The sequence below is a fragment of the Nitrosospira sp. Nsp18 genome, assembly GCF_900103145.1.
GTDB lineage: Bacteria > Pseudomonadota > Gammaproteobacteria > Burkholderiales > Nitrosomonadaceae > Nitrosospira.
Genome location: NZ_FMWY01000038.1, coordinates 1 through 15,662, shown reverse-complemented (window position 1 = coordinate 15,662; position 15,662 = coordinate 1). Strand labels below are relative to the sequence as shown.

Genomic DNA, 15,662 nt, shown 5'->3' with positions numbered 1-15,662 from the left:
ACTCATAAGCGATGCCGGGTGTATCGGTATAATACGCGCGATGAAAATTCAGGATTTCGATTTCGATTTGCCTCCCGAGCTCATCGCGCAGTTCCCGGTTGAGCAGCGCGCCAGCAGCCGCATGCTGCATCTGAAAGGTTCTGGTGGTGCCCTGGGTGATGCAATGTTTGCCGATTTGCCCCGCTATGTGCGCCCTGGCGATGTCATGGTGTTTAATGACACGCGCGTGATCAAGGCGCGTCTGCACGGCGTGAGGGACACGGGCGGCAGGGTGGAAGTGATGGTGGAACGGGTGCTGGATGCCCATTGCGTGTTGGCGATCATGCGCGCGAGTCATATGCCGAAGCCGGGCTCGAAGCTTTTCCTTGCTGGCGCCATTAACGTGACGGTGTTGGCCCGCGAGCATGATTTTTATACGTTGCGTTTCGATCACGAAAACACGGTTATCGAGTTATTGGAGCGTTACGGTAACCTGCCGCTGCCGCCTTATATTTCCCGGCTGCCGGGAAAAATGGACGAGGCGCGCTACCAGACCATTTACGCGAAGCAGGCAGGCGCTGTCGCCGCGCCGACTGCGGGCCTGCACTTTGATGAACGCATGCTTGCTGCATTACGAGAAATGGGGGTGCAGATTGCTTATGTGACGCTGCATGTGGGGTCGGGCACGTTCCAGCCGGTCAGGGTGGACAACATTGCCGATCACAAAATGCATGGAGAAATTTTTCATGTGCCGCAGGAAACGATTGACGTGATCCGGCGTGCAAAAGCCGGCGGGGGCAGGGTGCTTGCCGTCGGCACCACATCGCTGCGAGCTTTGGAAGGAGCGGCAGCACGCACGGCAGAGGCAAAGGCGGAGGCATTGGAAAGCATGGACGAATTGCAATCGGGTCATGGCGAGACCGATATCTTTATCACGCCAGGGTATCGTTTCCGCGTGGTGGAGCGCCTGCTGACCAATTTTCATTTGCCTCGCTCAACCTTGCTGATGCTCGTGTCCGCATTCGGCGGAAGGGAGAACATTCGTCGTGCTTACCAGCATGCTGTGAATGAGCGATATCGGTTTTTCAGTTATGGTGACGCCATGTTGATCGAAAGGCAATCATAGAACGCCGTTCCCTGCTTAGCCCGCTAATTAACCGCTGATTGTCTGCCTGCCCTATAATTTGAAATGCAGTTCCGAAAGCCTCTGCCTCCCAAGCGTTCTGAATACATCATTCCAAGACACTTTAAACTGTCTCAACCGTCTCCAGGGCACTTTGAAACTACTCCCATCCAGCAAGCGACCGGTAGCATGAAATTTCAACTGCATCGTACCGACGGCCGCGCCCGTCGGGCTACGTTATCGCTGGCACATGGCACGGTCGAGACGCCCGCTTTCATGCCGGTAGGCACTTACGGCGCGGTCAAAACGATGTCACCTGCGGATTTACGGGAAATTGACGCCCATATAGTGCTCGGCAACACATTCCACTTATGGCTGCGTCCTGGCCTCGAAGTGATCGGCGCGCATGGCGGACTGCACCATTTCATGGGCTGGGACGGGCCAATATTGACGGACTCTGGCGGTTTCCAGGTGTTCAGCCTGGGAGCCCTGAGAAAGATTAGCGAAGAGGGCGTCAAGTTCAGATCGCCGGTAAATGGCGACGTTTGTTTTCTCACGCCGGAGGAATCGATGCGTATACAACGCATACTCAATTCCGACATCGTGATGATATTCGACGAATGCACGCCTTACCCCGCGGACGAATCGGCTGCGCGTGATTCCATGGAATTGAGCGTGCGCTGGGCGGAGCGGTCCAGACGCGGGCATGATGATGAGCGGAATCCCAATGCATTGTTTGGCATTATCCAGGGCGGAATGCATGAGAATCTCCGCGATGATTCGTTATCCAGGCTGGTGGATATCGGCTTCGACGGTTATGCAGTCGGTGGACTATCGGTAGGCGAGCCCAAGGACGACATGCAGCGCATCCTCAAGCACATCACGCCGCAGTTGCCCGACGAAAAGCCGCGTTATCTCATGGGTGTGGGTACCCCGGCGGATATTGTCAACGCCGTGTCCCAGGGCATAGACATGTTTGACTGCGTGCTTCCAACACGTAATGCCCGGAATGGGTGGCTGTTCACGCGCAACGGGGTGGTCAAGCTGCGCAATAGCCGGTACCGCCTGGATACAGCGCCGCCGGATGAACAATGCAACTGCTATACATGCCGAAATTTCACTCTTGCTTATCTGCATCACTTGCAGCGGACCGGTGAAATTCTGGGTGCGCGGCTCAACACGCTGCACAACCTGTATTATTACCAGCAATTGATGAGCGAAATCCGCGCCGCTATCGAAACCGGGCAGTTCGAGGAATATGCTCAAGAATTTCAAGCCCGCGTCGCATCGTGCTAAAATCGCATCCTTTTTTATCCCATTATCGGAGAAGCCATGTTGATTAGTGAAGCCTATGCCCAGGCCGCTGCGCCTGCGCAAGCAGCGGGAGTGGATTTTATGAGCTTGCTGCCGCTGATCGGTATATTCGTTGTCTTTTACCTGCTGCTGATTCGTCCTCAGGCGAAGCGTGCCAAAGAACAGAAATTGATGATAGAGGCACTGCAAAAAGGTGATGAGCTGGCAACCGCATCCGGTGTATTGGGACGCGTGGTCAAGGTTGTCGGAAACTACGTCATACTGCAAATTGCCGAAAATGTGCAAGTAACCATACAAAAAACAGCCGTTCAGACTCTACTGCCCAAGGGAACCTTGAATAGTATCGAGAAAGAATAGCCATCCTTGTAAAGGCCCAGGCGCGAAGGCTTTGGCATAGGTTTTCAGTACCAATTCTTAGTTCCCTTATTTCCTGTTTCCCGCCTTTCACTCAAAAAAATGAACCGCTACCCTTCCTGGAAATACCTGATTATCGCGGTTTCGATACTGCTGGGGCTGGTCTATACCCTGCCGAATTTTTACGGCGAATCGCCGGCGGTACAAATTTCGCCGCTACGTACCGCGCCCAAGGCGGATACCGCGCTACTGCAACGGGTTGAAGATGCGCTGAAGAAAGCGAACCTTCCCGTGGATGGAATGTTTCTTGAAGCAGGCGGCGTCAAAGTGCGATTTGCAGATACCGACACGCAGATCAAGGCCAGGGATACGCTCCAGTCTTTGCTAGGTAACGGTTACATGGTCGCGCTGAATCTGCTCTCCAATTCCCCACAATGGTTGACCAGCATCGGGGCATTGCCTATGTATCTGGGGCTTGATTTGCGCGGCGGCGTCCATTTCCTGCTGCAGGTGGACATGAGAGGCGCACTTTCCAAGGCGCTTGACCGTTATAGCGCGGATATACGCGGCAGCCTGCGGGAGAAAAAGATTTCCTACGCCGGCCTTGACAAGCAGGGTTCTCAAATCACTGTCAAGTTCCGTAATACCGAATCGCGCGCTCAAGGAAAAGCGGAAATCAGCAACACCTACGCAGATCTGGATTTGCGCGAAGAGAATGTAGGTGCCGAGTTTTATTTGATAGCAAATATAAAGCAAGAAGCGCAGGTGCGCATCCAGAGCTCCGCCGTACAACAAAACATCACGACGCTGCGCAATCGCGTCAATGAGCTGGGGGTAGCCGAACCCATCATTCAACAGGCTGGCGTGGACCGCGTGGTTGTGCAACTGCCAGGCGTGCAGGATACCGCCAAGGCCAAGGATATTCTGGGACGTACCGCCACACTGGAGGTCCGCATGGTGGATGAGGGCCGCGACCTGGAAGCGGCACTGCGCGGGCAGGTTCCCTTCGGTTCGGAGCTTTACACTGAGCGCGGCGGCGGCCCGGTACTGGTGAAAAAGCAGGTCGTGCTGACGGGTGATCGCATCACTGATGCCCAACCCGGGTTCGACAACAACAGTCAACCTGCAGTGCATATCGATCTCGACGGCAATGGGGCGCGTATATTCAGGCAGTTGACCCACGATAATGTCGGAAAGCGCATGGCTATTTTGCTGATCGAGAAGAATCAGGCTGAAGTTATTACCGCACCCGTGATCCGCGAAGAAATCGGCGGTGGACGAGTGCAGATCAGCGGGCGGATGACGACTGAAGAGGCCAGGGATGTGGCGTTGCTGCTGCGTGCCGGTGCTTTGGCCGCGCCGATGGATATCATCGAGGAACGAACGGTAGGCCCCAGCCTTGGCGCCGACAATATTTCACGTGGGTTTAATTCAACGCTATACGGCTTTCTTGCGATTGCCGTCTTCATGACTATTTATTACCTTGTGTTTGGTTTTATTTCGGTGACCGCGCTGGGCGTAAACCTGCTTCTGCTGGTAGGCCTCCTTTCGATCCTGCAGGCCACGCTGACGCTGCCGGGCATGGCGGCGATCGCGCTCACCCTTGGCATGGCAATCGATGCGAACGTACTGATCAATGAACGTGTCCGCGACGAACTGAGGGAAGGTTTGTCACCGCAAGCGGCGATCAACGCAGGATACGAGCGGGCCTGGGGCACTATTCTCGATTCCAATGTTACGACCTTGATTGCGGGAATTGCGCTGTTCGCGTTTGGCTCGGGCCCGGTCAAGGGTTTTGCCGTGGTGCTGTGTCTAGGCATCGCCACTTCAATGTTCAGCGCGGTGATGGTATCGCGAGGAATAGTCAATCTGGTATATGGCAGCCGCCGCAAGCTGGAGCGGGTCTCTATCGGGCAGATCTGGAAGCCGGCTACTGATAAGCGCTAATACACGTATGAGCAGAGCGGGAACATACATTCCTTCAGGGAGATAAGGGTCAGCATGGAATTTTTCAGAATCAAGCGCGACATTCCCTTCATGAGCTGGGGGAAATATACCACCACCATTTCGTTGCTGACTTTTGTCGTAGCGGTATTTTTTCTCGTCACTAAGGGGTTGAATCTGGGCGTGGACTTTACCGGCGGCACCGTAATGGAGGTGGCCTATTCCCATCCTGCGGACACGGCCAGGATACGGGACACGCTCGTCAAAATGGGAATGCCCGACGCAAGCGTGCAGAACTTTGGTACATCGCGGGACGTATTGATACGCCTGCCGGCCAAGCCGGAGATGTCCAGTGCCAAGCTGTCCGAAACGGTGATAGCAGCGTTGCGCCAGGATGACGAAGCAGCGGAGTTGCGGCGCGTGGAGTTTGTGGGCCCGCAAGTGGGTAAGGAACTGGTGGAAAACGGTGCGCTGGCGTTGTTACTGGTTTCGCTCGGCATCGTCGCTTATCTTGCGGTGCGTTTTGAATGGAAGTTCGGGGTTGCCGGTATTATTGCGAACCTGCACGACGTGGTGATCATTCTCGGATTTTTCGCATTCTTCCAATGGGAATTCTCCCTCACGGTATTGGCCGCTATCCTGGCCATTCTTGGCTATTCCGTCAATGAATCGGTGGTGATATTCGATCGCATACGGGAAAATTTCCGTAAAATGCGCAAGGCTACGGTAAATACAGTCATAGACAACGCGATCACCCGCACTATGTCGCGCACCATTATTACTCATGGCAGTACCCAGATGGTCGTGATCTCAATGTTCCTGTTTGGCGGCGAACCACTGCATAATTTTGCACTCGCGCTTACTATCGGCATTCTGTTCGGCATTTATTCCTCGGTATTGGTGGCAAGCCCCATCCTCGTGTTGCTTGGAGTGTCGCGCAAGGATATTGTGAGACCTGAAAAGAAGGAAGAGGTACAAGCGCTGCCCTAATTCAATCACAAGTTAAACCAACCTCATCCAGTTGCCCCTAACTTAGCCTCGTCCCAGTCCTACTTAAGGCTTCTCTTGGAAATTCTCGCCGCCTTCATCGATATCATCCTGCATCTGGACAAGCATCTCATCTGGCTGGTTCAGAATTACGGCAACTGGATTTATCTTATTCTGTTCCTGATCATTTTCTGTGAGACAGGATTGGTGGTGACGCCCTTTCTGCCGGGTGATTCACTGCTGTTCGTGGCGGGTGCGATTGCAGCAACCGGTGCAATGGACGTTCAATGGCTGGCTGCGCTTCTCATCCTCGCGGCATTTTGTGGCGATAATACCAATTACTGGATAGGGCGTTATTTCGGCCCCAGGATATTTTCCCGAGCAGACTCGCGCTTATTGAATCGCGCTCATCTGGAAAAAACGAATCAATTCTATGAGAAGCATGGTGGCAAAACCATCATTTTCGCGCGTTTTCTACCCATCATTCGCACTTTTGCGCCCTTCGTGGCCGGTATCGGCCGCATGATCTACCCTCGCTTCATGGCCTATAGCGCATTCGGCAGCGTCTTCTGGATCGGTTTTTTCGTATTCGGCGGATTTTACTTCGGCAACGTGCCCATAGTGAAAAACAACCTGACCTTTTTCATATTCGGCATCATTATTATTTCTGTTCTTCCAGGTATTGTTCAATTCGTGCGTAATTGGCTTGGAAATCGCAGGGCATCAGAAGCGCCAGTCAAGCGATTGGAGTAGCGAGCTTTAACCGGAAGCCGGCAGTTGTAGCGAGGTCACCAAAGGTGAAGTCAGGGGCATCAAAAAGGGCTTTCGGGCTTTTGGGTTATAGCGCCTAGCAGGCAAGTGAGCTGCAAAATAAGCTGCTACTGACAGCCGGGTTTAAGCTTAATTCAAGCTTAGGCAGATGCAAACCGACAAGCGAAGCGGATTGTGCCGCATGAGAGCTTCTTTAATCACTCGCCCCCAGTTCGAGTGCGCGCTGCCGCGACTGGGTCCGCTTCTCTTTCGCGTTTTCTTCTTTTGCGTTCTCCAGCCCCAGCCAACCCTGTAGATTAGCGAGAGCGATGTCAGCTAATGCGTCTATCCAGTCATCGCGTTCGTTCAGGCAGGGAATGTAGTGATACTCATGGCCTCCAGCCTGGGTGAAAATGGCTTTCCCCTCTATCGCGATTTCTTCAAGTGTCTCGAGGCAATCGGAAACAAAACCGGGACAGACGACATCCACGCGCCCGGTATTTTGCTTACCGAGATGCTCCAGCGTAGCCGCAGTGTAGGGTCTTAGCCATTCAGCCTTGCCAAAACGGGATTGAAAACACACCTGGTACGCGTTTGCATGCAATTCCAGCGCCTCGGCCAGTAATCGCCCGGTTTTCTGGCACTCGCAATGATAGGGGTCACCTTTATCCAGCGTTGAGCGCGGTACTCCGTGAAAGCTCATTACCAGCTTGTCGGGGCGCCCGTTTTTAGCCCAATAATCGCGTATATTCTGTGCCAGAGCGGCAATATAGCCGGGATGATCATGATAATGTTTCACAGTCCGCAGTGCAGGGGTGTTGCGCATCTTCCCCAGTTGCGCGAATACTTCATCGAACGCCGAGGCTGTGCTGCTTGCGGCATACTGGGGATAGAGCGGCAGCACCAGAATGCGCTCGCAACCATTCTGCCTCATCCCCCATAGCACCTCGGCGATGGAAGGACTGCCTATACTCATCGCATATTCCACTATCGGCGCCGGTTCGGAAAGTTTGGTCAGCACATCGCGCAGCAGGCCGGTCTGCCGAGCGGTATGAACTTTCAGCGGGGAACCCTCCGGCATCCAGATCAACGCGTATTTTTCAGCCGATTTTTTGGGACGCGTGTTCAGTATGACGCCGTTCAGGATCGGCCACCATGCCCACCGCGGAAATTCCACGACGCGCGGACTGCTCAGAAACTGCTTGAGATACGGCCGCAAGGCCTCTGCGGTGGGCGCCTCAGGCGTACCGAGATTGACTAGTAAAACGCCTGTCTGGCTCGGCGTGCCGTGGTGGTAGGCAGGTTCGGGCGCTATCAAGATATTCCAATTCTCATCAGGAACAAAACTGCATTGTTGATATCTTCTTCGGCTCTACTGGTTCTACTATGGCGCCTGTTGGCGGCAGCGTATCGCAGGAGCGGCTGAATGACTCACATGCGTTCAGGTATGCTTTGGCGCGGCTTCACAAATGGGTGAAGTGGGTGAAGTGGCTAATGTTGCGATAGCGCGCTGGAAAGCAGCCTGGCAGTCACATCCACAATCGGAATGACTCGTTCATAAGCCATCCGCGTGGGCCCGATCACAGCGACCGTGCCTACGATTTTTCCGTCCACCTCATAAGGTGCGGTAACCATGCTGAACTCATCCAAAGTCACGCCACCGGACTCCCCGCCGATAAAGATCTGCACACCTTCCGCCTTACGGCTGAATTCCAGCAATTGCAACAACGCGGTTTTCCGCTCGAAGAGATCAAACAGCTTCTTCAGGCTGGTTGTATTACTCGACAAGTCATGCACATCAAGCAGCTTGTGCTCGCCCGCCACGACCACGTTTTCACTGTTTTCCTTGATTGCCGCCCCTCCCGCTTCGATAGCGGCGGTCATGAGATGGGTCGTATCATGACGCAATTGCTTCAGTTCGCTCTGGAGGCGAGTGCGGATTTCATCGATGGCGCAACCCGCATAATTCTGATTAATGAAATTGGCTGCTTCCGTCAATTCGGCCTGGCTGTATGTTCGGTCGGTAAAAAGCACCCGGTTCTGCACATCCCCTTCCGGCGTCACGATAATGAGCAGAATGCGCTTTTCCGACAAGGTCATGAATTCGATATAGCGAAATATAGCCGTACTACGCTTGGGCGCCACCACCACCCCGGCAAAGCGTGTCAATTCCGCCAGCAGTTGGGAAGCCGCGTTAATCAATCGTGAAGGATTGTCCGGATGGAGCTGATCTTGAAGCTGATGGATCTCAATGACATCCAGAGGCTTTACCACCAGCAGCGTATCCACAAAAAAACGATAGCCCTGGTGAGTAGGTATGCGACCGGCGGAGGTATGGGGACTGGCGACAAAACCCATTTCCTCAAGGTCCGCCATCACATTTCGAATAGTGGCGGGGCTCAGATCAAGGCCGGAGAACTTGGAAAGCGAGCGAGAACCTACCGGCTGACCTTCGGTGATATACCGTTCGACAAGAGTCTTTAGCAGGATTTTCGCGCGCTGATTTAGCATTCTGTTATTTTACACCAGGATTCATTCTACCGGCTGAATTGAGTCTTACTGCTCCGAGCAACACAGGAAGGGCATGGGTAATCCTGAAGACGCCAACATGTCCAACATTACTTTCAGTTCTCAATTCTCTAACTGATAGATATCGCTTTATCTTCAATTGCAAAAAAATTTCGTTCAAGTACGCTTTGCGGCGATCGGCACAACCTCTCCCCGCAAAGCGGTCTTTCAGTCAATATTCTCCGTGATCGTTGCACTGAATATATCAATAACGGGGCTGGAATACTTTGTCACCTCGGTGCCGATATGGTTTAATCTCAAGTAATGTTTTATATCAAAGGTCGGCTTTATCAGCGGTTTCACCTATTCTTCAGTTTAATGTAGCGATGAGTTCTTCGTTTAAAACAATAGCTTTGATCGGCAAGCATAGAAATCCCGATATCGTGGCTCCGCTGTTGAGCCTGGGGAGGTATATGGAGAAGCGCAATCTGGAAGTTCTCCTGGATCAAGCTACGGCTGCTGTCGTGGCAGAGGCAAGATACCCTGCCATGACCATGGAGGAGATCGGTGTGCGTGCAGATTTGGCGATAGTCCTGGGTGGCGACGGCACGATGCTCAATATCGCACGAAAGTTAGCACCTTTCAATGTTCCGTTGCTCGGCATCAACCAGGGCCGGCTCGGCTTTCTTACTGACCTTTCGATCGACTCCATGCTCGAAACGCTGGGCTCGATGCTGGATGGCCAATATTTCAAAGAGCGTCGCATGTTGCTGTACGTTGAGGTGGTCAGCGATAACGTCCCGGCATATAGTGCTCTGGCATTAAATGATGTGGCGGTAAATCGAGGCGTTGGCGGTAACATGATCGAGTTCGAGGTGCATATCAATGGTGAATACGTATACTCCCTGCGTTCGGATGGCTTGATTGTCGCGACCCCGACTGGTTCTACCGCTTATGCATTGTCATCGGGCGGCCCTATCCTTCACCCCAGTCTTGATTTGATTGCGCTCGTTCCGGTCAGTCCCCATACGCTGAGCAACCGTCCCATCGTTGTCGGGCCGGACGCCGTCGTGGAAATCCTGATGCATCGTACCGCAGTCGCGCGTGTGCATTCCGATAGCCATTCCCATTACGATTTAAGGCAACGTGACAAGGTTGTCGTGCGGCGCTCTCCTCATACCGTAACATTGCTGCATGCTTCAGATCACAGTTACTACCGTATGCTCCGCGAGAAGCTTGGCTGGAGCGGCATACCCAGAAACCAGATATGAGCCTTTCAGCATGCTAAAATTTCTGAGCATACGGAATTTTGTCATTGTTGACTGTATGGAACTGGAGTTTGTTCCCGGGTTCACTGTGCTTACCGGCGAAACCGGCGCCGGAAAATCCATTCTGATTGATGCGCTCTCGCTTGTACTGGGCGAGCGTAGCGAAACGAGTGTGGTTCGCAATGGCTGCGACCGCGCGGAAATCAGTGCGGAGTTCGATATTGGCGGACTGCCAAAGCTCGCGGAATGGTTGCGCGAAAACGAATTCGAAAATCAGGATGATGACCGCGACGTATGTCTGCTGCGCCGGTTGGTGGATGCCGGGGGGCGTTCCCGCAGTTTTATCAATGGTCGCGCTGCCACCTTGCAGCAATTACACACGGTTGGTGAGCACCTTGTGGATATTCAGGGGCAGCATGCACATCAGTCATTATTGCGCAAGGAAGCGCAACGCGAGCTGCTCGATGCTTATTCAGGCAATCGGCAATTGGCGCAGTCTGTCGCAGAAGCTTACCGGCATTGGCAGGGGCTTCATCGGCTGCGCCTGTCCCGGGAGCAAAACGCGGCCGCTTTCGATCAGGAGCGCGAGCAACTGGAGTGGCAAGCAAGCGAAATCTCCGCACTGAATTTTTCGCCTGATGAGTGGCAAGCGTTGCAAGCCGAGCACAGCCGGTTATCCCATGCGGTCGCTTTGCTGGAGGCGACGCAGATGGGACTCGAAACCCTGTCGGAGGGCCAATCCGCTGCGCTTTCGCAGCTAAACGCGGTCATTCTGCGCCTGGGTCAGGTACTTGAGTGTGATAGCAGCCTCAAAGTAGTGCTTGATTTGCTCGAGCCGGCGCAAATCCAGTTACAGGAAGGTGTGTATGAACTTGGGCGTTATCAGCAGCGTCTTGATCTGGATCCCCAACGTCTGCAGGAAATAGAAGCCCGCTTGGCGGCGGTTCACGCTACGGCCAGAAAATACCGAATTGTTCCCGATCAGTTGCAGGAACTGTTGAGGACGGTCACCGAGCGGTTGGAAGAACTGGGCCACAAGGAAGATGGCGAGTCGCTGGCGAGGCAAGAGGCGACAGCCAGAGATGAATATCTCGAGCTTGCAAAAAAATTGAGTGCCGGGCGGGCAGGCGCAGCGGCCACGCTTGCCCGGCAGGTTACCGTTGCCATGCAAACCCTTGCGATGGCAGGCGGAGAGTTTTCGATAACGCTGGCCCCGCTCGAACAAGGCAATGCGAACGGTATGGAGCAAATCGAATTCCAGGTTTCCGCCCATCAGGGCCTTCCATTGCGGCCATTGGCAAAAGTCGCGTCAGGCGGAGAATTATCGCGGATCGGCCTGGCGATACACGTCATCACCAGCAAGCTCGGCGTGACGCCCACGCTTATATTCGATGAGGTGGACGCCGGTATCGGTGGCCGAGTAGCAGAGATGGTGGGGGGGATGCTGAAAAAACTTGGCGCGGAGCGCCAGGTATTGTGTATAACCCATCTGGCCCAGGTTGCGTCGGCGGGAGACCACCAATGGCAGGTCACCAAATCAGCCGATTCCGCGAACCCAGGAAACGTATCGAGCCGCATCGCTGTGCTTGGAAAGCAGGAGCGGGTCGAGGAAATTGCGCGAATGCTGGGCGGTGCAAAAATAACTGATACTACGCGCAAGCACGCCGCCGAAATGTTGCTAGCCGCCGGGGCAGAAGGCACCGGCTGATTGAACCAAATCCCCTAGTTCCACCATTACCGGTGCATGATCGGAAGGCCTTTCGAGTTTGCGTGTTGCTCTGTCGATAACACACGCGGTACATACTTCCGCAAGGTTTTTACTTAATAGAATATGGTCTATCCGCAAACCCATGTTGCGGCGGAAGGCCATCATGCGGTAGTCCCACCAGGTGTAGGATTTTTCCGGTTGTTCGAATAGGCGGAAGCTATCCATGAGGCCCAGGCTGAGCACGTCACGAAATGCCTCACGCTCCGGCAGGCTGAACAGAACCTGCCCTTCCCATAACTTTGGGTCGTGTACGTCGCGCTCTTCCGGTGCGATATTAAAATCGCCCAGCAACACCAGTTTCGGATGCTGGCTTAACATGTCTTGAATCCAATCCTTGAGGGCGGCCAGCCACATTAGCTTATATTGGTATTTTTCGGACTCGACGTTCTCCCCGTTGGGGACGTAGATGCAGATTACCCGCACATCGCCGTAAACCGCCCCGAGAACGCGCTTTTGAGGATCATCGAAAGCGGGTATGGCTGTGATAATTTCGCTTCCCGGCTGTTTGCTGAGTAAAGCGACGCCATTATAAGTTTTCTGGCCACTGTAGAGCGTTTGGTAACCAGCTGCCGCAATGGCTTCTATCGGGAAATTCTCGTCTTGCAGCTTCGTTTCTTGCAGGCACAGCACATCTGGTTGATACAATGCCAGCCAGTCAAGAACATGCGGCAGGCGGACCTTGAGAGAGTTTACGTTCCATGTCGCAATTTTCATGCGTCCATTTTATCAAATTTACGAGAGCGGCTCGCAACAAATAGCCCTCACGCAAATCATCGCACGATGCGTTGATCATTTCCAAATAGATCATTGGATTTGCTGGCTTGATCGCCATGCGCTCCACCGAAGATTTATTTCAAAGTTTTCCAATTATGTTGTGCTATTATGGAATTAGGCATGTTGCGCTGAGCGCGGCTACTCGTGAGCACTTGCCCCGGCCCTCACTGAGCTCCTAGGGGCTATCGCATGCCTCGCCCGCTACATTCAGGATTTACTCGTGGTGCTCTTTTGAGCCGCACTTATGCGCGTCTCTTTAACGGGAGTTGGTGCCGATGTTTAGCAGGAATACGGTCGATATTGGCGCTTATAGCGCACCGCTTCCCTTTCCAACAAAGCCGTGCCTATTATGAATACTTCAGATGACTCGGAATTTGGTGTAGCCGATTGGCGGCGGCTATTGCGTTCGATAGGTGAAGACCCATCACGCCAGGGCCTGGTTGAAACGCCAGGCCGCATTTCGCGGGCCTGGGCTCATTGGACGCGCGGCTATAAACAGGACCCGGCAGCGATTCTCAAGACATTTGCCGATGGCGGCGAAAGTTATGACGAGCTGATCGTTGTCAGGCAAATACCGGTGTACTCGCATTGCGAGCACCATCTTGCCCCCTTCTTCGGTCACGCAACCATTGGGTATCTTCCCAGCGGCCACATCGTTGGGTTATCGAAGCTGACACGACTGGTCAATTGTTTTGCTGCACGCTTGCAGGTTCAGGAACGTTTGACCCAGCAAATTGCGCAGTCCCTGATTGAGCATCTTCAGCCCAAGGCTGTCGGTGTGATTATTCGCTGCCGCCACATGTGCATGGAATCGCGGGGGATCGCCGTCGCCGGCGAAGAGACCGTCACTTCGGCAATGCTTGGCGATCTTAAAACAAACGCTGCTCAACGAGCCGAGTTTCTGGCGCTGGCCGAGTAACTTCTGTGAAAGCAGCGGTCCTGAAAATCCGCACTAATATCCCTGTTCGCAACGTTGAATTACAAGGCAGTAGGACACATGGTCCGAAGAGTACGAAGCCATGGCGCCGCTATAACACTTATCCATCATTTAATTTTCTAATTATTTGCATGAGTGAATCTCGTGCGGAACCAACTGGAGCGTAAAGCGTATGACGACGGCTAAATATTTGTCTATTTTCACACCGGCGACCAAGCTTGAAAGGGAAGAAAATTTTGAAAATTACTGGGAATTTACTCAGCAGCATGGCGGTCAACTTTTTGAAAGTGCGAAGGATCTGGAGAAAAAACGTGCCAGGCTTAAGCATTTTCAGGAGCATCCTATTAGATTGCGTCGGCCGCTTGCCAATCCTGAAGCGTTTTACCGCAATTATGTCGAGATGCAGGATGATCCCCGATCGATGGATCGCATGACGCTGATGTTGACGTGCATTTATAAATTCGCGAGACACGAATGGGTGGGAATAAAAGGCGCGTGGGATGTCATTCCTGATATGGCGCACTCATATACGGTAACAGAAAAAATCAGCCGCATGCATTTAGCCGAAGAATTTTGCCATGTACGCCTTTTTAACGAAATGTTATGCACGTGCGGCCTGGATAAGGTGGAGTGGGTACCTTTAGGGCCGATCAAGGAAAAAATCTACGAGCAATTTCCGAAAGTTCCGGGATTCTTGAAGGACTCGCCCGCTTTTATTACCGAACTGATGGGCGTCACTTTTTATTGCCACCTATACCGCTTGTTTGACGAGATATTGGCTGAAGAACCTGAAGTCTGTAGCCGTTTAAAAGAACTGCTGGACGAGATTACAATTGATGAAGTAGCGCATGTGGGTCAACGAAGGAATTTTGTCGGTCCTATAGGAATGGGAATTTCCAAAGCACTGGTTAAACCTTTTTATACGATGTTTTTTAAAGATATACCCGAAATCGGTCAATTGCTGGATGTCGAGCAGATGATCAAGGATGGCGTCTCTTTTGATTTCAACGAGCTGCCCGCTCATATGATCGAACGCAGCTGGGTTCCCTCATATTGCAAGGCCTGAGGCATACCGGAAGGAGTTCTGAGGTTCGAAGGTTCGGTTACAGCTTGTTATTCGCGAAGTTACAAAAGCACTTCCCATCCCTGAGGACAGCGCGGAGCATGTCCAACAGGGACTTATATAATAGTGCAGGGCTCGATAAGCCCCATGGAAAGGGCGCGGGAAATGGCTTGCTGGCGGTTGACCACCCCCATTTTTTGGGCCGCGTTCTGAAGATGAAAAGTGACCGTACGTTCCGATATGTTGACGATGTTGCCTATTTCCCAGCCGGTTTTTCCTTCGGCCGCCCATAATAAGCATTCCTTTTCCCTTTCTGTCAGGCTGATCCGTTTCAAAGGGAGCGGACCTTTACTCAGAACAACACGCTGCACTGCCTCGTGCAGATAACAGGTCAATAGCTGGGCTTTGTCCATCGTCGCGATAATATCATCCTGAGCTTCACGAGAGTCACGGGAGGTCGCAAGGCTCAGCATTGCAGCTTCGCTCCGCCCGCCGTGAACCGAGAAACTGGCTCCGCTCGCCAGGCCGCAATCCTTTGCCTCGCTTCTTATCCTTGCCTCCTTGCGTCCCTTGAAAATATCGTTCCTCCAGATGACAGGAATTGACGTTCTGGCGCAGTGGGAAACAGTAGGATCAATACTGGTGTAACCTTCCTCGTCATAATGTTTTCGCCATGCTTCCGGATAACAACTGAGGATGAACCGATATGGACGGGTAAGCGACGTATTTACCTGTACGCCATATAGAAAGTGCTCGAAACCCATCTGGCCAACAATGGCTGTCGCATCCCTGTGCAGCCGCGTTGCGCCATAGAAAAAGGTTACCGAAACAGTTTTGCAGTTAACGTTGTGCCATAAGGAAAGGAATTCATTTTAGTGCATCGAAGATGATTT

General features: G+C 53.0%; 14 protein-coding genes. 10 read left to right on the top strand and 4 right to left on the bottom strand.

Features of this window, described 5'->3' with window-relative positions; translation table 11 throughout:
• Nucleotides 1-40 precede the first annotated feature (40 nt).
• The 6 genes from queA to BLS94_RS13595 all read left to right on the top strand — a co-directional run bounded on the left by queA (nt 41) and on the right by BLS94_RS13595 (nt 6,454).
• Complete coding sequence (gene queA, locus BLS94_RS13620; RefSeq protein ID WP_090962027.1) at nt 41-1,105, top strand: tRNA preQ1(34) S-adenosylmethionine ribosyltransferase-isomerase QueA; 1,065 nt, start codon at nt 41-43, stop codon at nt 1,103-1,105.
• A gap of 186 nt (nt 1,106-1,291) precedes the next feature.
• Nucleotides 1,292-2,398, top strand: a complete 1,107-nt coding sequence (gene tgt, locus BLS94_RS13615; RefSeq protein WP_090962023.1) for a tRNA guanosine(34) transglycosylase Tgt — start codon at nt 1,292-1,294, stop codon at nt 2,396-2,398.
• A gap of 36 nt (nt 2,399-2,434) precedes the next feature.
• A complete protein-coding gene (yajC, locus tag BLS94_RS13610; RefSeq protein ID WP_072768892.1) occupies nt 2,435-2,773 on the top strand; it encodes a preprotein translocase subunit YajC in 339 nt (112 codons plus the stop codon).
• Nucleotides 2,774-2,872: 99 nt separating this feature from the next.
• Nucleotides 2,873-4,717: a protein translocase subunit SecD gene (secD, locus tag BLS94_RS13605; RefSeq protein ID WP_072768893.1), complete on the top strand. Its 1,845-nt coding sequence runs from the start codon at nt 2,873-2,875 to the stop codon at nt 4,715-4,717.
• A gap of 54 nt (nt 4,718-4,771) precedes the next feature.
• Nucleotides 4,772-5,704 carry a protein translocase subunit SecF gene (gene secF / locus BLS94_RS13600; RefSeq protein ID WP_072768894.1) on the top strand — a complete coding sequence of 311 codons (933 nt, stop codon included), beginning with the start codon at nt 4,772-4,774 and terminating at the stop codon, nt 5,702-5,704.
• A gap of 75 nt (nt 5,705-5,779) precedes the next feature.
• Nucleotides 5,780-6,454 carry a DedA family protein gene (locus tag BLS94_RS13595; RefSeq protein WP_090962020.1) on the top strand — a complete coding sequence of 225 codons (675 nt, stop codon included), beginning with the start codon at nt 5,780-5,782 and terminating at the stop codon, nt 6,452-6,454.
• Between the two features lie 211 nt (nt 6,455-6,665).
• Here BLS94_RS13595 and hemH read toward each other — a convergent pair whose 3' ends face one another.
• Both hemH and hrcA read right to left on the bottom strand, forming a co-directional pair.
• Nucleotides 6,666-7,772: a ferrochelatase gene (hemH, locus tag BLS94_RS13590; RefSeq protein WP_090962017.1), complete on the bottom strand. Its 1,107-nt coding sequence runs from the start codon at nt 7,770-7,772 to the stop codon at nt 6,666-6,668.
• A gap of 170 nt (nt 7,773-7,942) precedes the next feature.
• Nucleotides 7,943-8,962: a heat-inducible transcriptional repressor HrcA gene (gene hrcA / locus BLS94_RS13585; RefSeq protein WP_072768899.1), complete on the bottom strand. Its 1,020-nt coding sequence runs from the start codon at nt 8,960-8,962 to the stop codon at nt 7,943-7,945.
• A 383-nt stretch (nt 8,963-9,345) separates the two neighbouring features.
• Here hrcA and BLS94_RS13580 point away from each other — a divergent pair, with 383 nt between their 5' ends.
• Both BLS94_RS13580 and recN read left to right on the top strand, forming a co-directional pair.
• Nucleotides 9,346-10,230, top strand: coding sequence for an NAD kinase (locus BLS94_RS13580; RefSeq protein ID WP_090962015.1), 885 nt, complete (start codon nt 9,346-9,348; stop codon nt 10,228-10,230).
• Between the two features lie 10 nt (nt 10,231-10,240).
• Nucleotides 10,241-11,935 carry a DNA repair protein RecN gene (gene recN, locus BLS94_RS13575; RefSeq protein WP_090962013.1) on the top strand — a complete coding sequence of 565 codons (1,695 nt, stop codon included), beginning with the start codon at nt 10,241-10,243 and terminating at the stop codon, nt 11,933-11,935.
• On the opposite strand, the gene xth is transcribed toward recN, so the two are convergent.
• Entirely contained in the window at nt 11,906-12,709 is an 804-nt protein-coding gene (gene xth, locus BLS94_RS13570; RefSeq protein WP_090962010.1) for an exodeoxyribonuclease III, read from the bottom strand. The genes recN and xth overlap by 30 nt on opposite strands.
• 409 nt (nt 12,710-13,118) lie before the next feature.
• Between xth and folE the strand changes: the two genes are divergently transcribed.
• Both folE and BLS94_RS13555 read left to right on the top strand, forming a co-directional pair.
• Nucleotides 13,119-13,688 carry a GTP cyclohydrolase I FolE gene (gene folE / locus BLS94_RS13560; protein WP_090962004.1) on the top strand — a complete coding sequence of 190 codons (570 nt, stop codon included), beginning with the start codon at nt 13,119-13,121 and terminating at the stop codon, nt 13,686-13,688.
• Nucleotides 13,689-13,878: 190 nt separating this feature from the next.
• Nucleotides 13,879-14,772, top strand: coding sequence for a hypothetical protein (locus tag BLS94_RS13555; protein ID WP_090962000.1), 894 nt, complete (start codon nt 13,879-13,881; stop codon nt 14,770-14,772).
• A gap of 113 nt (nt 14,773-14,885) precedes the next feature.
• Here BLS94_RS13555 and BLS94_RS13550 read toward each other — a convergent pair whose 3' ends face one another.
• Complete coding sequence (locus tag BLS94_RS13550; RefSeq protein WP_256325443.1) at nt 14,886-15,566, bottom strand: LuxR family transcriptional regulator; 681 nt, start codon at nt 15,564-15,566, stop codon at nt 14,886-14,888.
• Between the last annotated feature and the right edge of the window lie 96 nt (nt 15,567-15,662).